This is a genomic window from Streptosporangium sp. NPDC002524 (assembly GCF_040295985.1).
GTDB lineage: Bacteria > Actinomycetota > Actinomycetes > Streptosporangiales > Streptosporangiaceae > Streptosporangium.
On the sequence record NZ_JBEOWK010000045.1, the window covers coordinates 13,501 to 30,643 of the forward strand.

The window sequence follows — 17,143 nt, forward strand, 5'->3', positions numbered from 1 at the left end:
CACCGAGACATGCCCGGGAGTGCCACATGTCGAAGACCAGCACACTGAACCACGCGAGCCCCGTCGACCTCGACACCCACGGCCACTACCGGCCCGGTGGCAGGCCCGGCCCGCGTTACCCCTTCCAGGGGCGCATCGGCACACCGGCCTTCCCCGCGGAGCCGGGCCGCTACCACCTCTACGTCGCGGCCGTCTGTCCGTACGCGCAGCGCGCGGCCATCGTGCGCTCCCTCAAGGGACTCCAGGACGTGGTCTCGCTCTCCTACGTCGACGACGAGCGCGACGGGCGCGGATGGGCCTTCCGCGAGCGGCGCGGCGCCGACCCGGTCAACGGGTTCACCCTCCTGCGGCAGGCGTACGAGGTGACCGAGCCCGGCTTCGACGGGCACGTCTCGGTGCCGGTGCTGTGGGACAGGACGACCGGCCGCGTCGTCAGCAACGACTTCCCCCATATCACGATCGACCTGGCCACCCGGTTCGGCGGCGACCCCGACGCCGACCTCTACCCGGAGGAGCTCAGGCCGGAGATCGACGAGCTCAACACGAGGATCTACGAGATCGTCAACACGGCGGCGGGCCGCGTGGCGGCGGCCACCACCGAGGCCGCGTACACCGAGGCGCGCGCGGCCGTGGTCGCCTTCCTGGACGAGCTGGACGACCGCCTGGCCGACCGCAGGTTCCTGTTCGGCTCGGGGATCACCGAGTCGGACGTGCGGCTCTGGCCGACCCTGCTCCGCTTCGACCTGAGCGACAACCCGGCGGCCAGGATCAGCGAGCGCCCGCTCACCGCCTTCCCCAACCTGTGGGACTACGCCAGGGACCTGTACGCCCACCCCGCCTTCCGCGAGAACACCGACTTCACCGTCATCGCCCCCGGGAAGGGCGAGACCGACGCCTGGCGGATCCCGGTCGAGCCGCTGCATGCCGACTGGGACCAGCCGCACCGCAGAGCCGCCGTATGAGCGCCTCGATCGCCGTCGTCGGCGCCGGCCCGACGGGCACCTGCCTGGTGGAGCGCATCTGCGCCAACGCCACCGACCTGCTCGGCTGGCCGTCGCTGGACGTCCACGTGATCGACCCCCACCCGCCGGGCGGCGGGCGCGTCTGGCGGCACGACCAGCCGGACCTGCTCTGGATGAACTCCGCCGCCGCCGACGTGACGCTCTTCACCGACGAGTCGGTGCGCTGCGAGGGGCCGATCCGCCCCGGGCCCACGCTGGCCGAGTGGCTCGGCGGCGACCCCGGCAGGTTCGCCTCCCGCCCGGCGCAGAACGGCTACCTCTCCCACGTCTTCCGGCACGCGGTGGCGAACGCCCCGCGCGGCGTCCGGGTGCACGTGCACGCCGCCCGCGCCGTCGACCTCGCCGACGTCCCCGGCGGGCAGGCGGTGAAGCTGGAGGACGGCCGGACGATCGAGGCCGACGCGGTGATCCTGGCCCAGGGACACGGCGACGTGACGCCGACGAGGGAGGAGGGCGCGCTGGCCGGCCTGGCCGAGCGCGGGGGACTGCGCTACCTGCCCACCGGCTACGCGGCGGACCTCGACCTGGACGGCGTCCCCGCCGGAGAGCCGGTGATCATGCGGGGGATGGGGCTCGCCTTCGTCGACCTGATGGTGCTGCTCACCTCGGGCCGGGGCGGCCGGTTCGTCCGCGAGTACGACGGGGAGCTGGTCTACCTGCCCAGCGGGCGCGAGCCCCACATGCACGTGGGGTCGCGGCGCGGGGTGCCGTACCACTCCAAGACCGGTTACCCCTTCACGGGCGCCCGCCCGCCGGTGCCGCGCTTCCTCACCCGCGAGGCGCTGGGCGAGGGGCCGTGGGACTTCCGCCGGGATGTGTGGCCGCTGGTCGCCAAGGAGCTGGCCTTCGCGTACTACCACGAGCTCGTCACCGCCCACCCCAAGCGCGTCAAGCGGAGCTGGGCGGAGTTCGAGGAGGGCTTCGCCGCAGAGGAGTGGCGCAGCCTCGCGATGCGCAAGCTGATCCGCGAGACCGTGCCCCGGCACCAGGACCGGCTCGACTTCGACCGGCTCGACCGGCCGCTGGACGGCATCCGGTTCGGCGACCAGGCCGGGCTGCAGAAGTGGATGCACGGCTATCTCGCCGCCGACCTGCGGCGACGCTCCGACCCCGCGCACAGCGCCGACCACGCGATGATCCTCGGACTGCTCTCCGCCTACGGGGTCCTCGCCGAGCTGGGCATCTCCGACCCGTGGTTCGCCGGGTTCTTCAGCTACGTCGCCAGCGGCCCGCCGGGACCCCGGCTGGAGGAGCTGCGCGCCCTCGCCAGGGCGGGGGTGGTCACCTTCCTCGGCGCGAACGTCAAGGTCGACCACCACGACGGGCGCTGGCGGGCACAGACCCCCAGCGTGCCCGGCGGCGTGACGGCCACCACCCTCGTCGAGGCGCGGCTGCCCGCGCCCAGCGTGAGCCGGGCCGTCGACCCGCTCGTCTCCGCGCTCCGCGACCGGGGCGAGCTCGACGAGGAGTCGGGCCTGGTGAACGTACGGCCCGCCGACCGCCGCCTGCTCGACAGGTCGGGCACCCCGCACCCCCGCAGGTTCGCCTTCGGCCCCTGGGTCGTCGGCGGCCGGGCCACCGGCGGCTTCGCCAGGCCCCGCCTCAACGCCCCGCTCTTCCGCCACGCCGACGCCCTCGCCCGGATCGTGCTGTCCGAGGCCGCCGGAACCCAGATACGACGGCACGTCGCATGAAGCGGTCCGACCGACCCGACCGGTACGCCGTACCGGAGCCCGTAGTACGGAACCAGGCAACAGGAAAGCGCGAGGAGAAGAACGTGAAGTTGCGATGGGGCGCCCTGGCGCTCGCCGGAGTGCTGGCGCTCGCGGCGTGCGGAGCCGAGAGCGGGGCCCCGGGCGCGGCGGCCGGAGGAGAGGGAGGCGGTGGCGCCGGTGGTGACGGCGGGTCGCTCGTCTGGGCGGTGGAGACGCAGCCGATCACCTTCAACCCGCAGCAGTGGGGCCAGAACAAGGCCCGCCTGCTGGTCCACAACCAGTTCGACGCGCTGATCGCCCGGGGCAGGAACGGCGAGTTCCTGCCGTGGCTGGCCACCTCCTGGAAGGTCTCCGACGACGGGCTCACCTACACCTTCGAGCTCCGCGACGACGTCACCTTCCACGACGGCGAGAAGTTCGACGCCGCCTCGGTGAAGGCGAACCTCGACCAGCTCGTCTCGCCCGGCTACAACGCCGCGGTCAGCGCCATCCAGCTGCGCAACTTCGACAGGGCCGAGGCGACCGCGCCGCACACCCTGAAGGTCACGCTGAAGGCCCCCGACGGACTGTTCCTCGACTTCCTCTCCTCCCCGTACGCGGGCCAGGTCTCCCCGAAGTCGCTGAAGAACGCCAAGGACCTCAAGGCGGGCGGCGTCGACGTGGTCGGCACCGGGCCGTTCATCCTCGACCGGTTCACCCCCGGCCAGGAGGTCCACTACAAGCGCAACCCGGCCTACAACTGGCCGCCCACCGGCTCCGCCCACCAGGGACCGGCGCACCTGGCCGAGATCACGTACCGCTTCCTGCCCGAGGCCGCGGTCCGGGTCGGCGCGCTCACCTCCGGGCAGGTGCAGGTGATCGAGGGCGTGCCCGCCACCGAGATCGGCCTCATCAAGAGCGACCCCGAGCTGAAGCTGGAGACCAGCCTCAACTCCGGGAGCGCGTTCTCCTACTACTTCAACACCTCCCGGCCCCCGTTCGACGACAAGCGGGTCCGCGAGGCCTTCCGCGACGCCGTCGACGTGGACGCGGTGCTCAACTCCGTCTACCAGGGCACCGCCAAGCGGGCCTGGAGCGTCATCGGCCAGGGCAGCCCGCAGTTCTACGACCCCTCGCTGGAGAAGACCTTCGGCAACGACCCCGTCCGGGCCAACCGGCTGCTCGACGAGGCGGGCTGGAAGGAGCGCGACGCCGAGGGCTTCCGGGTCAAGGACGGCAAGAGGCTCACCGTGCGTACCGTCAACGCCGCGCCGTTCGTCCGCGACCGCCGCGACATCCTCGCCCAGGCCGTCCAGGCGGCCGTCAAGCAGAGCGCGGGGATCGACTTCCAGGTCAAGATCGTGGACCAGGGCACCGCGCAGAAGGCCATCGACGACAACGAGTACGAGGTCTTCGAGAACTCGCGCGGCGACACCGACGCCGGGGCGGCGCTCAACCTGATCCTGGCGAAGGGCGCCGCGATCAACCGCACGAAGTTCGAGAGCGCCGAGCTGGACGAGCTGCTCGCCGACGCGTCGGTCACCACCGACCTCGCCGAGCGCAAGGAGCTCTACGCGAAGGCGCAGAGGATCGTCGTCGCCGACGAGGCGATCCTGCTCCCGGTCTACGTGCCCGCCGACCAGGTCGCCTACGGCGCCGGGGTCACCGGGATCACCTTCGAGCCGGTCTCCGGCACTCCCAACAGTGCTTACGACGTCCGGATAGGGACGTGAGCACTCTCACACTCACCCGGCGGCGGGGGCTGGCCGCCGCCGGGTGGCTCGGCCCGGTGGTCCGGCGGCTCGGAGCGGGCGTCGCCGTGCTCTGGGCCGCCGCCACCGCGGCCTACCTCGCGCTGATGCTCGTCCCCGGCGACACGGTCGACGTGCTCGTCGGCGACGGCCTCGACACCCCCGAGCGGCGGGCGCAGATCATCGCCGAGTGGGGGCTGGACCGCTCCCCGCTCCAGCAGTACGGCGACTATCTGCTCCGCCTGCTCCAGGGAGACCTGGGCCACTCCTACATCCTGCAGCGCGGCGTCGGCGAGATCCTGTCCTCCCAGATCCTGCCGACGGTCCAGCTCGCGCTCACCGCGGCGCTCTTCGGGGTCGTCCTGGCCCTGCTGCTCGCCCTGAGCACCGCCGGGCGCCGCTCCTGGCTCGGCGGCCTGGCCGGGCTGTCGGAACTGGTCGTCGTCTCGGTCCCGCCGTTCCTCATCGGCATCCTGCTGCTCGCCGTCTTCTCCTTCACGCTCGGCTGGTTCCCCGTCTCCGGGGACAGGGGGCTCGTCTCCCTCGTGCTGCCGGGGCTCGCGCTCGGGCTGCAGATCGCCGGGGTGCTCGGCCAGGTGCTCCGCGAGGGCCTGGAACGGGCCCTGGAGGAGCCGTTCGCGGTGACCGCCCGCTCGCGCGGCATCACCGAGTGGCGGCTCGTCGCCCGGCACGCCCTGCGCCACGCGCTGCTCCCGGCCGTCACCCTCACCGGCTGGTTCACCGGCTACCTGCTCGGCGGCGCGATCATCGTGGAGGCCGTGTTCGGCCGCCCGGGGCTCGGCCAGGTCACCGTCAACGCGGTGACCGGCAAGGACATGCCCCTCGTGATGGCGGTCGTGCTGATCTCCGCCCTCGCCTACGTGACGGTCAGCACGATCGTCGACCTCGCCTACCTCGCGATCGACCCCCGCCTGAGGAGGAGCCGATGACGGTCCCGTCGTGCTCGTTGTCTTCGTTGCGTCCGTTGCGCTTGTTGTGCTCGTCACGTTCGTCGCGCCCGTCGTCTTCGTGCTGGAAGGGGCGGGTGGCGTCGCGGTCGCCGTACCGCCTGAGGAGGAGCCGATGACGACGATCACCGAGGTGCCCGGTGTCGCGGCCGTCGCCCCCGCCGCGGCCGGGCGCGGGTACGGCTTCAGCGCGCCCCTGGTCGCGCCGCTGCTGTTCCTGGCGGTCGCCGCGGTCGCCGCCGTGGCGCCCGGCGTGCTGACCGGTGTCGACCCGCTGGCCGCCGACCCGCTGCACGCGCTCGCCGGGCCGAGCGCCCAGCACTGGTTCGGCACCGACCACCTCGGCCGCGACGTGCTGTCGCGCGTCGTCCACGGCGCCGGGCACTCGCTGAGCATCGGCGCCGCCGCCGTCCTGCTCGCCGCCGGGGTCGGTACCCTGCTGGGCGTCCTGGCCGGATTGTCCCCCCGCTACCTCGACGAGCTGCTCAGCCGCCTGTTCGACGTCGTCGCGACCTTCCCCGAACTGCTGCTCGCCCTGCTGGTCATCGCCATCACCGGTCCCGGCACCGGCAACGTGATCCTCGCGATCGGCATCGCGCAGATCCCCAACTACGCGCGGGTGATCCGCGCCCAGACGTTCGTGGTGCGCCGCTCCGGCTACGTCGAACAGGCGGTCACCTTCGGCCTGGCCAGGCCGGTGCTGATCGCCCGCCACGTGCTGCCCAACGTGCTGGGCCCGCTGCCGGTGCTCGCCACGATCGGCATGGGCACCGCAATCATCGCCACCTCCGGGCTCAGCTTCCTCGGCATGGGCCCGCAGCCGCCCAGCCCCGAGTGGGGCTCGATGCTGTCGGAGGCCCGCAACTACCTGCGCGTCGCCTGGTGGACCGTGTTCTTCCCGGGCCTCTCCGTCACCCTGACCGTCATCAGCCTGACGCTCGTCGGGCGCCGCCTGCAGCGCCGTTTCGAGGGGAGAAACCGTTGAGCCTCATCGACGTCGAGGACCTGCGGGTCGGCTTTCCCAAGGCCGGGGTGCGGGCCGTACGGGGAGTGAGCCTGTCGATCGCGGCGGGCGAGTGTGTGGCGATCGTGGGGGAGTCGGGCTCGGGCAAGAGCGTCACGGCCAGGAGCCTGGTCGGGCTGGCCGGTCCGGGCGCCGAGGTCACGGCCTCCCGGTTCGAGGTGAACGACCGGGACGCGCTCAGGTTCGGCGCCCGCGACTGGCGGCGGCTGCGCGGCCGGTTCGCGGGGCTGGTGCTCCAGGACGCGCTGACCTCGCTCGACCCCCTCCGTACCGTCGGCGACGAGATCGCCGAGGTGCTCACCATCCACGACGTCGTCCCCCGCGCCGCCCGCGGGGAAAGGGTGATCGAGCTGCTGGAGGCGGTCGGGGTGCCGGAACCCGAGGTGCGGGCCCGGCAGTACGCCCACCAGCTGTCCGGGGGGCTGCGCCAGCGCGCCCTGATCGCCTCCGCCATCGCCGCGAGCCCGCCGCTGATCATCGCCGACGAGCCGACCACCGCGCTCGACGTCACCGTGCAGGCCCAGATCCTGCGCCTGCTCGCCGCCCGCAAGGACGAGGGCACCGCGCTGCTCATGATCAGTCACGACCTCGCCGTGGTCTCCGCCGTCGCCGACCGCGTACTGGTGATGAAGGACGGGGTGATCGTCGAGGAGGGGCCGACGGGACGCGTGCTGTCGGCGCCCCGGCACGACTACACCAAGCTGCTGCTCGCCGCCGTACCCTCCGCGGCCTCGCGCGGCACCCGCCTGTCGGCCATCGCCGCCGGGGGGATCGCGCTGCGCACCCCGCTGCCGGAGCGGACCGTGGACCGCACCGCGCCGGTCCTGGAGGTCTCGGGGCTGTCGGCCGCGTACGGCTCGCGGACCGTGGTCGACGACGTGTCCTTCGAGGTCCACCCCGGCGAGACGCTCGGCATCGTGGGAGAGTCGGGTTCGGGGAAGACCACGGTCGCCCGGCTCGTCCTCGGCCTGCTCGAACCCGCCTCGGGGGAGGTCCGGCTGGGCGGCGAGCCCTGGTCGGGGATCCGCGAGCGCCGGAGGCGTTCCCGCAGGTCCCGGATCCAGGTGATCTCCCAGAACCCGCTCGACTCCTTCGACCCCCGCTACACGGTGGGCCGCCTGGTGGCCGAGCCTCTCCGCGGCTCCTCTTCCGGGAACGGTTCCTCGCGCGGTGGCTCTTCCGGAGACGACTTTTTGAGAGACGTCTCCTCCGAGAGCGGCTTCCCGCGAAGCGTCTCTTCCGAGAGTTTCCCGCGAAGTGTCTCTCCCGAGAGTGAAGTCGCGCGCGGGCTCTCCTCCGAGAGCGGATTCTCGCGGGCCGCCCCCTTCCGGCGCGGCTCCTCGCGCGGCGTCCTCGCCGACCGGGTGGCCGAGCTGCTGCACCGGGTCGGTCTCCCCGCGGACGTCGCCGGACGGCACCCCCGGCGCCTGTCCGGCGGCCAGCGCCAGCGGGTGGCCATCGCCAGGGCCCTCGCCACCCGGCCCGACGTGCTCGTCTGCGACGAGCCGGTCTCCGCGCTGGACGTGTCGATCCAGGCGCAGGTGCTCGACCTGCTCGCGGAGATCCAGGCCGCCTACGGGACCGCGCTGATCTTCATCTCCCACGACCTCGGGGTGGTCCACCACGTCGCCGACCGGGTGCTGGTCATGCGCGGAGGACAGGTCGTGGAGGAGGGGCACGTGGACGAGGTGTTCTTCCTGCCCCGGCACGACTACACCCGCGAGCTGCTCGGCGCGGTGCCCAAGCTGGTGTCGGCCGAGCCCTGACCGGCCGGGTCCTGGTCGGCCGGGCCCTGAGGGGGGCCGCTGGTGTCGGCCGGGTCCTGACGCAGGCTGCGAGTGTCGGCCGGGTCCTGACGGAGGTCGCTGGTGTCAGCCGGGTCCTGACGCGGGCCGCGAGTGTCGGGCGAGCCCTGGTGCGCGTCGCTGGTGTCGGGCGAGCCCTGGCGGAGGCCGCGGATGTCGGGCGAGCCTTGGCGGAGGCCGCGGATGTCGGGCAGGATCAGCACCCCCAGGCAGGAGACCGCCAGCAGCGCCGCCGCCCCGTACAGGGTGGGGGCGGTGCCCACCGCTCCGGCCAGCGGCCCGGCCAGGGCCATGCCGAGGGGGGTGAGCCCGAGGGAGAGCAGCCAGTCGTACGCGGACACCCGTGAGATCGCCTCGGCCGGGATGTGCTCCTGCACGGCGGTCTCCCACAGCGGGGCCATGAACGCCAGGCCGCCGGTCATCAGCCCGTAGGCCGCCGCGACGATCAGCGCGGGCGCCTCGGCGGCGAGCAGGACCAGCGGCAGCGCGCCGAGCGTGAGCGCGAGGTTCGCCGCGACCAGGGGCTTTCGCGGTCTCGCCCGCAGCGCCAGCAGCGCGCCGCACAGGGCGCCGACCGTGCCGCCCTGCACGATCGTGCCCCAGGCGAGCTCGCCACCGAGGGTCGTGACGGCGATCACGGGGCCGACCGTGATCAGGGCGCAGCGGCTGAGGTTCCACATGGAGTGGCCGACGAGGTTCGTCCAGTACCACCGGTGACGGCGCAGCTGCGCCCAGCCCTCGGCCAGCTGCCTGACGAACCGCTCGCGCGGCGCGGGCGGGATCGGCGCGAGCCGGAGCCGGCCCAGCAGCACCGCGCTGGCCGCGAACGTCACGGCGTCCAGGAGCAGCGCCCAGCCGGGCCCGGCGGTCAGGGCGAGGGCGGTGGCGATCCCCGGGCCGAGCAGCACGGACCCGCGCTGGGCGATCGCCATGAGCGCGTTGGCCCGGGGAAGGTGCTCCGCCGCGACGGTGGCGGGGACCAGGCCGGTCGTGGCGGGCAGGAAGAACGCCGAACCGGCCCCCGAGACGGCCGCCAGCACCGCCAGGTGGACGATGTCGACCGTGCCGGTGACCAGCTCGACGCCCATGACGGCGTGGGCGAGCCCGCGCACCACGTCGGCGCCCATCATCACGCGACGGCGCGGGAGCCGGTCGGCCCACACGCCGCCGGGCAGCATCAGCGCCACCATGGCGATCGACTGGGCGGCCAGGACCACCCCGAGGTCGGTGGCCGAGCCGGTCGCGGTGACGATCGCGAGCGCGAGGGCCACGGCGGTGATGGAGTCACCGATGTACGACAGGGCCTGACCGGCCCACAACAGACGGAAGCGGGGGTCTCGCAGGGGGGCCCAGAGGCCGGATGGAGGGGGCATGAGTGAAAAGTACTACGAAATAATAATATATGCATCCGTATTAAGGGTGGCCTGATGGGACGCGTCAAGGGTGGCCTGGTGAAGCGCCGAGGGTGGCGTGGTGGAGGGTCTTGAAGGTGGTGTGGTGGGAAGCCTTGGGGGTGAGCTGGCGGAGGGCGCCGAGGGCGGCCTGACGGGGAGCGTCGAGGGTGACCGGGTGGAGAGTGTTGTGGATGACTGGGCGGAGAGCCTTGCGGGTGGCCTGATGGAGAGAACACCGAGTGCGATCTGGCGGAGGGCGCCGAGTGTGGCCTGGTGAAAGGGCGTCAAGGCCGGGCCGGTGGAGGGCGGCGTTACCCTTTGGGCATGCCAGAGCCTGATTCCATCGACCGGCACATCGCGCACTGGTCCCGGGAGCTGTCCGACCTCGACCCGCAGATCGAGGGGATCATCACGCGCATGCAGATGCTCGTGCGGCTGCTCAAGCGGAACAAGGAGGCCTGGCTGACCGCGGGAGGACTCAAGCCCTGGGAGTTCGACGTCCTGCACCACCTGGTCGCGGCCGGGCCACCCTACCGGGTGACCCCTTCGCTGCTGGCCGGATGGCTCGACACCCACCCGGCCACGCTGACCAACCGGCTCGACCGGCTGGAGCAGGCCGGATACGTCGACCGGGTGCACGACCCCGGCGACCGCCGCCGCCTGCTCGTCGCGCTGACCCCCGCCGGGCGTGCCGTCTGGCAGGAGCGCATGGACCTGGGCGACCTCTCGGAGCGGGAAGTGCTCAGCCCGCTCGACCCCGGCGAGCGCGAGGTCCTCGACGATCTCCTGCGCCGGTTGGTCCACGCCGTGGAGCGAGACGGGTCACCGCTGATGCCCGACTGGCCGTCCGCCCCGGCCCCGGCCCCGACCCCGGCCCCGACCCCGGCCCCGACCCCGGCCCCGACCCCGGCCCCGACCCCGGCCCCGGCATCGGCCCCGACCTTGGATTCGGCCTCGGGTTCGAGTTCGAGGGCCGGGGAGGGGCGGTCAGAGTAGCCGGCGGGCTCCTGCGGCCGGGGTCGCCGGGTAGATCTCCGGGGCGGCCCAGCCGCGCTCGGCGTAGGCCCCGGTCACCGACTCCCGTACGGACTCCACCCGGTCGTCGGCGACCAGCGCGATCGCCGACCCGCCGAACCCGCCCCCGGTCATCCGCGCCCCTCGCGCCCCGCCCCTGACCGCCGACTCCACGGCCACGTCCAGTTCGGCGCAGGACACCTCGAACTGGTCGCGCAGCGACAGGTGGGAGGCGTTCAGCAGCGACCCGATCTCCCGTACCGCCCCGGCCCGCAGCAGCCCGATCACCGCCTCGACCCGGTGGTTCTCCGTCACCACATGCTGGGTGCGCCTGCGCTCGTCGCCGCTCAGCTTCGCGAGGGCGCCCGCCAGGTCCGTGACGTCGCGCAGCGCGTCGACCCCCAGGCGCTCGGCGGCGTTCTCGCAGTCCTCGCGACGGCGGGCGTACTGCCCGTCGGCGAGCTCGTGGCGCACCCCGGTGTTGATGATCAGCAGCTGCAGACCGTGACTCGCCAGGTCGAACGGGATGTTCCTGGTCCCGAGGCTCCGGCAGTCCATGAACAGCGCCTTCCCCTCCTCGCCGAGGGCCGAGGCGGCCTGGTCCATGATCCCGCACGGCATGCCCACGAAGTCGTTCTCGGCCCTCTGCGCGGCGAGGGCGATCTCCATCTTGGTCAGGCCGAGCCCGTACAGCTCGTTCAGCGCCGTGCCGACGACCACCTCCAGCGCCGCGCTCGACGACAGTCCCGCCCCCCGGGGCACGTCCCCGTCGATCACCACGTCCGCACCGCCGACCCGCTGCCCCCCTTGGCGAAGAGCCCAGAACACCCCGGCCACGTAGCGGGCCCAGCCCTCGGCCTCGCCGGGCGTCGCCAGCGTCACCGGCTCACCCGCCTGCAGCGACCGCAGCCTGAGCACCCCGTCCTCGCGCGGCGACACCGCCGCGCTCACCCCCCACGGCAGCGCGAACGGCAGAACGAACCCGTCGTTGTAGTCGGTATGCTCCCCGATCAGGTTGACCCGTCCCGGAGCATGCCATACCCCGGCCGGTTCCATGCCGTACGAGTCCCTGAAAGCTTCAACAACGCGCATGATCCAACACTCCTCAACAAGGTTCCCCAGTAGGGTAGCGAGTCCGCCGGAGCCGGTTTCCGCCCCCGATCCCGCCGAAGGTCACATCTTGAACCCGTCCCGCCCGGCAGGTGTGCGAACAGCGTCTACGTTTGGTTGAATGCCGCGTACGGCGTGCGCGAGGGGCGGTAGCTCAGCCGGTTAGAGCAGGGGACTCATAATCCCTGGGTCGCGGGTTCGAGTCCCGCCCGCCCTACCCCCGCCGATCACACGAAAAGCGCCCTTGGTCTGCGTGTTCGCGGTCGAGGGCGCTTTCTTCGTGTCCGGGCGCCCGCGGGTGAGGCGGCCCGGGGGCGTGACCGCTGCCGTCGTCAGGCGTCTCGGGAGCGGAACACCGCGAAGGACACGGTTAGCAGGACGGCGGTGAAGGCGGCCATCAGGCCGAGTCCCGTCCAGGGGGCGAGCCGCTCCGCGTGGTGGACGGTGGTGGTGACCTGGAGTCCGGCCGCGATCGGCCAGTACGTGGTCACCCAGGCTCCGACGGCCTCGGGCATGAGCCTGGGACCGATGATGGGGATGATGAAGTTGACGGCCACCACCACGGTCGTGGCGGCCATCGTGTCGCGCAGCAGGCAGCCGAGCGCCACGCCGGTGAGCCCCACCAGGACCCAGACCAGCCCCATCCCGACGACCGCGCGCAGGACGCCGGGCTGGCCGAGCGCGGCGGACGGGGCACCGGCGGCGCCGATCACGCGCTGGCCGACGAGGAACGCGCCGAAGGCGGCGATCTCCCCCGCCACCAGGGCGATCAGGCCGAACGTCCAGATCTTGGCGGCGAGCAGCCGTCCTCGCCTCGGGACCACGGTCAGGCTCGTGCGGATCATCCCGGTGGCGTACTCGGAGGACACCACCAGCACGCCGAGCGCGCCCACGGCGATCTGGACGAACAGGAACCCGCCGTACATGCTGATGTAGGTGGGGTCGAACGCCGCTCCCGCCTCCCGGTAGCCCTTGGCCGCGCCGTTGGCGGTGAGCGCGCCCGCGCCCGCCATGACGGCGACGGTCGCCAGCAGGATGGGGACGTTGGACGGGATCGTCCGGAACTTGGTCCATTCCGACCGCATCGTGTCCGCGACGGCGCTCATGCCGTACTCGCCTGGAACTCGACGCTGTCGCGGGTCAGATCCATGTAAGCCTGCTCCAATGAGCGTTGCGGTGTCAGTTCCGTCAGCACGACCTCGGCGGCCAGCGCGGCCTCGCCGATGCGTCTCGCCTCCAGCCCGGTGACGACGAGGGAGCCGTCGGTCCCTTCCTGTACGGAGCCGCCCGCCTCGACCAGGTGGGGGACGAACCTGTCCTTGTCGTCCGTCCGCACCAGCACGTTGGAGCCCTGCCGGACGAATTCGCCGATCCCGATGTCCGCGATCAGCCGCCCCCTGCCGATGACGACGAGATGGTCGGCGGTCTGCGCCATCTCGCTCATCAGATGACTGGAGACCAGGACGGTGCGGCCCTCGCCGGCGAGCCCGCGCATCAGCTCGCGGATCCACTTGATGCCCTCGGGATCCAGGCCGTTGACCGGTTCGTCGAACAGCAGCACCCTCGGGTCGCCGAGGAGCGCCACCGCGATCCCGAGCCGCTGGCCCATGCCCAGGGAGAAGGACCCGGCCCGTTTGCGCGCCACCGATTCCAGCCCGACCAGCTCCAGCACCTCGTCCACCCGGTCGCCCGGGATGCCGTTGGTCTGGGCGAGGCAGAGCAGGTGGTTGCGTGCCGTACGCCCCGGGTGCAGCGCTCGGGCGTCCAGCAGGGCGCCCACCTCACGCATGGGCCTGGCCACGCCCACGTAGCCGTGGCCGTTCACCGTCACGCTCCCGGCGTCCGGGGCGTCGAGGCCGAGGATCATCCTCATGGTCGTCGACTTTCCTGCCCCGTTCGGGCCGAGAAAGCCGGTGACCCGGCCGGACTCGACGGTGAACGTCAGGCCGTCCACGGCCGTCCTGTCGCCGAAGCGCTTCGTCAGCCCGTCTATCTGGATCACGTTCACGTGCCTCTCGTGCGTGTTTCCCGATCAAGAGGTTCCCGCCCCGCCCGCCGTGTCCAGCCCTTCCAGCCCGTACGTGGACACAGTGGAGCACGGCGAAGGGATTGAGCATAGGGCGGAAGGTGAGCCCGGTCTCCTGGAGTTCCGCATCCGGACGGAAGCCCGCCACGATCCCGCGTTCCAGGTGGGGAACGCCGTCACGGTGACGCGTCGGGCCGCCGCCCCTCGATGACGGACGCCGGGAATCGGCGCGGGGCGGAGATCGTGCGATGCAGGAGGTCAGGGGCGCAGCAACTGGACGACGGCGACGGTGCCGACCGCCACGATGAGGGCGCGCAGCACCGTGGGACTGAGCCGGCGGCCCACCCTGGCCCCGGCCGAGCCGCCGAGGGCGGAACCGGCCGCGATGAGCGCGACGGCCGTCCGGTCGAAGTCCGCGGAGAAGAGGAAGAAGAGCGCGGCGGCGGTGTTGACGACGGCGACGAGGACGTTCCTGACGGCGTTGAGGCGTTGCAGGGTCTCGTCGAGGAGCATGCCCATCAGGGACATGTAGACGATGCCCTGGGCGGCGGAGAAGTAGCCGCCGTAGACGCTGGCGAGTGTCAGTCCGGTGAGGAGCAGCGGGCCGCCGTCGGGGTGGGCGGCGGCGCCGGTGCGCTCGCGGCGCCGCCGCACGCTCCCGGCGATCCGGGGCTGGAAGACGATCAGTACGAGGGCGAGGCCCACCAGGGCCGGCACGATCCTCTCGAACGCCGCGGCGGGCAGGGCCAGCAGAAGCGCGGCACCCGTGAGGCCACCCAGCAGGGCGCCGGCGCTCATCCTGAGGATGCGCCGGCCCTGGCCGGCGAGCTCCGCGCGGTAACCGACGGCCCCGCTGACGGAGCCGGGGATCAGGCCGAGGGTGTTGGAGACCGCGGCCGTGACGGGCGGCATGCCGGTGGCGAGCAGTACGGGAAAGGTGATCAGCGAGCCGGAGCCGACGACGGTGTTGACGGCTCCGGCACTGACACCCGCCGCGAAGACGGCGAGCATCTCCCACGGCGTCACTCCGTCTCCTCCCTCGCGGAACCGGCGCCCGTGCCCGTGTCCGGCGAGGTGACGCGCGGGGGTGATCCGGTCTGACGGCCCGTGCTCGTGCTCGTGCTCGTGCCCGGTGAGGCAACGCGTGAGGACGATTCCGTCTGACGGCCGGTGTCCGGCGAGGGTTTCACGGGGCCGACGCTAGACCGGAAACACTTCGGCGCCCGGCGAAGTGTCCCGGCTCGGCAGGGTCAGGCGACCTTCAACGAAGGAATCTCGCTGGAGACAGGGGCCTCCGAGGGTTTCGGGGTGGCTGAGCCGTACCGCGCGGGCCGGAGACGTGGGGGGTGGGACGTGGTGCCGGAGACGTGGGGGCGCGGGACGGCCCGGTGCTCGTGGCACCGGGCGCCGTTCGATGTTCGATTGCTCGCGTCACCGGGCTCCGCCTCGATCGAGGGGGCGCGGCGTTCGTTCACTGTGTGGCGCTCAGGGTGTCGCGGGCGTCCATGAGGGCGAAGCCGAGGAGGTTCAGGCCTCGCCACGTGGTGGGGGAGGCGGCGCGTTCGTCGTCGGCGGCGAGGCCGATGCCCCAGATCCGGTCGACGGGACTGGCCTCGACCAGGACGCGGGAGCGGGTGCCGAGCAGGAAGTCCCTCAGCTCGGGGTGCTCGCCGAACTTGGCGACGTTGCCGCGTACCACGATCTCGTAGCGATGCTCGTCCCACCCGGCGCTGTCGAAGCCGCGGACCTCGCGGCCGAGTTTCTTCACCTCGCCGGGGTGCTCGGCGGCGAGGATCCGCCCGGCGGTCTCGTCGTCGCCGAACAGCCACGCCTTGTGCGCCATCATGTAGTGCTCCGCCGACCGGAAGACGTGCCCCTCCGCGGTGAAGTCGACCTCCCACCACTGGCTGAGGCATCCGGCGCCGACCCCGCCGTCACGCGGCGGCCGGTGGCCCCAGAAGAACAGGTAACGCAGCCGCTCGCCTTCTCGCTCGGCGGCGACGGCCTCGGCGACCGAGCGGGGCGCTCTGATGAGATCGGACACCCGTACACCGTGCCACGGGTGGCCGCCGGACGGCCACCGGGTTACCGGACGGACCGGATCGGTCCGGGATCGGTCCGGGATCTCGGTCCGGGAGCGGACCGGTCCGGCTTGGCGGGAACCACGGTGTCCATCACGAGAGGCGGACATCGTGGTCACGATGGTCTTCCCGTCATGTGCAATCCTTCGGACGCGATGGGCGATCGCTCTTCATCACCCGATCCGCCGATGTGCTTTCACGGTCACGGACGACGAGTGTCCCGGCACCCGACGGACGCGGGCACGGCAGACGGAGAAGGACATGGGCGCGGGCTCCTTGACGTGCTCGTCGTCGGCGGTCGTGGCCAGCCGGTTGTGCCGGGTACCCGTGCGGAGGGGCTCGGCACCGGTCGTGGAACGGCCGGTTCTTCCGCATGATCACCGTTCGCGTCGATGGTGTCGATAATGGGGCGTGCCCTTCACCCTGAGCCACACCGTCGCGATCCTGCCGCTGCGACGGTGGTTGCCCCCTTCGGCGCTGGCGGTCGGCACGATGGTGCCCGACCTGCCGTACTACCTGCCGCTGCCCTTCTCGTCGAGGATCACCCACGGCTGGCCGGGCGCGCTGCTGGTGGATCTCCTCCTGGGAGTGATGGTGCTCGTCGTCTTCGACCTGTTGCTGCGCGCGCCGTTGACGGCGCTCGCCCCGGACGGGTTGCGCGCGAGGCTGCCCGATCGGGCGCCGTACGGGCGCGGGGTCGCGGTGGCGGCGGCGCTGCTGACCGGCGTCGCCACGCATCTGGTGTGGGACGGGTTCACCCAGGTGGGAGGCTTCGCCGTGGTGCACTGGCCGGCGATGCGCGCCTCGGTCGTCGGGGCGCACCGGGTGTTCAACGTGGTGATGTACGTCAGTTCGCTGGGCGGGCTCGTGGTCCTGGCCTGCTGGTTCGCCCTGTGGTACCGGCGCGCCGCCGTACGGCCGGGGCGTCGGCCGGGCGTGCCGGGACGATGGCGCGGCCGGGTCCTCGTCGCGGGGGTGGCCGCCGCGGGCGTCGGCGCGGCCGTGCTGGGGACCGGTGACCGTGCCGCGGTGAGCGTGTACGACCTGGTGCGCTGCGTGATCCTGGGCGGGATGATCGGGGGCGGCGCCGTCCTGGCCGGTTACGTAGTCGTGTGGCACGCGTGGTCGGTGGGGCGCTCCCGGCGGGACACGCCCCGGGCGGATCGAATCGAGGATCACGCTCGTTGACGCCCCCGGAACGACCGGGATGACTGGAACGGCCGAGGTGACCGTGACCGAGCCGACTGGGACAAC

The 17,143-nt window shown here is 72.4% G+C and carries 14 protein-coding genes and 1 tRNA gene; 9 read left to right on the forward strand and 6 right to left on the reverse strand.

The features are described 5' to 3' along the window. The first annotated feature begins 26 nt into the window (after positions 1-26). The 6 genes from ABT053_RS41495 to ABT053_RS41520 all read left to right on the forward strand — a co-directional run bounded on the left by ABT053_RS41495 (position 27) and on the right by ABT053_RS41520 (position 8,225). Complete coding sequence (locus ABT053_RS41495; protein WP_350977289.1) at positions 27-962, forward strand: glutathione S-transferase C-terminal domain-containing protein; 936 nt, start codon at positions 27-29, stop codon at positions 960-962. Next, positions 959-2,716 (forward strand): FAD/NAD(P)-binding protein, encoded by a 1,758-nt coding sequence (locus ABT053_RS41500; protein ID WP_350977290.1) that lies wholly within the window; start codon positions 959-961, stop codon positions 2,714-2,716. Before ABT053_RS41495 ends, ABT053_RS41500 begins: the two co-directional genes overlap by 4 nt. A gap of 83 nt (positions 2,717-2,799) precedes the next feature. After that, entirely contained in the window at positions 2,800-4,449 is a 1,650-nt protein-coding gene (locus ABT053_RS41505; protein WP_350977292.1) for an ABC transporter substrate-binding protein, read from the forward strand. Further along, a complete protein-coding gene (locus tag ABT053_RS41510; RefSeq protein WP_350977295.1) occupies positions 4,446-5,417 on the forward strand; it encodes an ABC transporter permease in 972 nt (323 codons plus the stop codon). The genes ABT053_RS41505 and ABT053_RS41510 overlap by 4 nt, the downstream gene beginning before the upstream one ends. Before the next feature lie 46 nt (positions 5,418-5,463). Further along, positions 5,464-6,420 (forward strand): ABC transporter permease, encoded by a 957-nt coding sequence (locus ABT053_RS41515; protein ID WP_350977297.1) that lies wholly within the window; start codon positions 5,464-5,466, stop codon positions 6,418-6,420. Continuing rightward, positions 6,417-8,225: a dipeptide ABC transporter ATP-binding protein gene (locus ABT053_RS41520; RefSeq protein WP_350977300.1), complete on the forward strand. Its 1,809-nt coding sequence runs from the start codon at positions 6,417-6,419 to the stop codon at positions 8,223-8,225. The genes ABT053_RS41515 and ABT053_RS41520 overlap by 4 nt, the downstream gene beginning before the upstream one ends. On the opposite strand, the gene ABT053_RS41525 is transcribed toward ABT053_RS41520, so the two are convergent. Next, positions 8,171-9,637, reverse strand: coding sequence for an MFS transporter (locus ABT053_RS41525; protein WP_350977302.1), 1,467 nt, complete (start codon positions 9,635-9,637; stop codon positions 8,171-8,173). The two genes, ABT053_RS41520 and ABT053_RS41525, sit on opposite strands and share 55 nt — an antisense overlap. A 345-nt stretch (positions 9,638-9,982) precedes the next feature. On the opposite strand from ABT053_RS41525, the gene ABT053_RS41530 reads away from it, so the two are divergent. Further along, positions 9,983-10,654 (forward strand): MarR family winged helix-turn-helix transcriptional regulator, encoded by a 672-nt coding sequence (locus tag ABT053_RS41530; RefSeq protein WP_350977304.1) that lies wholly within the window; start codon positions 9,983-9,985, stop codon positions 10,652-10,654. On the opposite strand, the gene galK is transcribed toward ABT053_RS41530, so the two are convergent. Beyond that, positions 10,646-11,764 (reverse strand): galactokinase, encoded by a 1,119-nt coding sequence (galK, locus tag ABT053_RS41535; RefSeq protein WP_350977306.1) that lies wholly within the window; start codon positions 11,762-11,764, stop codon positions 10,646-10,648. The two genes, ABT053_RS41530 and galK, sit on opposite strands and share 9 nt — an antisense overlap. Before the next feature lie 161 nt (positions 11,765-11,925). Here galK and ABT053_RS41540 point away from each other — a divergent pair. After that, positions 11,926-11,999: transfer RNA gene (locus ABT053_RS41540), tRNA-Ile, on the forward strand. Between the two features lie 115 nt (positions 12,000-12,114). Here ABT053_RS41540 and ABT053_RS41545 read toward each other — a convergent pair. The 4 genes from ABT053_RS41545 to ybiA all read right to left on the reverse strand — a co-directional run bounded on the left by ABT053_RS41545 (position 12,115) and on the right by ybiA (position 15,852). Next, on the reverse strand, positions 12,115-12,888 hold the full coding sequence (locus tag ABT053_RS41545; RefSeq protein WP_350977307.1) for an ABC transporter permease: 774 nt from the start codon (positions 12,886-12,888) through the stop codon (positions 12,115-12,117). Further along, positions 12,885-13,784: an ABC transporter ATP-binding protein gene (locus tag ABT053_RS41550; protein ID WP_350977342.1), complete on the reverse strand. Its 900-nt coding sequence runs from the start codon at positions 13,782-13,784 to the stop codon at positions 12,885-12,887. Before ABT053_RS41550 ends, ABT053_RS41545 begins: the two co-directional genes overlap by 4 nt. A 282-nt stretch (positions 13,785-14,066) precedes the next feature. Then, positions 14,067-14,834 (reverse strand): sulfite exporter TauE/SafE family protein, encoded by a 768-nt coding sequence (locus tag ABT053_RS41555; protein ID WP_350977308.1) that lies wholly within the window; start codon positions 14,832-14,834, stop codon positions 14,067-14,069. Positions 14,835-15,279: 445 nt separating this feature from the next. Beyond that, positions 15,280-15,852, reverse strand: coding sequence for a riboflavin biosynthesis intermediates N-glycosidase (gene ybiA, locus ABT053_RS41560; RefSeq protein WP_350977309.1), 573 nt, complete (start codon positions 15,850-15,852; stop codon positions 15,280-15,282). Between the two features lie 448 nt (positions 15,853-16,300). Between ybiA and ABT053_RS41565 the strand changes: the two genes are divergently transcribed. Further along, complete coding sequence (locus ABT053_RS41565) at positions 16,301-17,077, forward strand: DUF4184 family protein (RefSeq protein ID WP_350977311.1); 777 nt, start codon at positions 16,301-16,303, stop codon at positions 17,075-17,077. Positions 17,078-17,143 lie beyond the last annotated feature (66 nt).

Bases quoted from the DNA above. Each gene is read 5' to 3' on its own strand.
- ABT053_RS41495 (WP_350977289.1), top strand. From the start codon at position 27: ATGTCGAAGACCAGCACACTGAACCACGCGAGCCCCGTCGACCTCGAC.
- ABT053_RS41500 (WP_350977290.1), top strand. From the start codon at position 959: ATGAGCGCCTCGATCGCCGTCGTCGGCGCCGGCCCGACGGGCACCTGC.
- ABT053_RS41525 (WP_350977302.1), bottom strand. From the start codon at position 9,637: ATGCCCCCTCCATCCGGCCTCTGGGCCCCCCTGCGAGACCCCCGCTTC.
- ABT053_RS41530 (WP_350977304.1), top strand. From the start codon at position 9,983: ATGCCAGAGCCTGATTCCATCGACCGGCACATCGCGCACTGGTCCCGG.
- galK (WP_350977306.1), bottom strand. From the start codon at position 11,764: ATGCGCGTTGTTGAAGCTTTCAGGGACTCGTACGGCATGGAACCGGCC.
- ABT053_RS41545 (WP_350977307.1), bottom strand. From the start codon at position 12,888: ATGAGCGCCGTCGCGGACACGATGCGGTCGGAATGGACCAAGTTCCGG.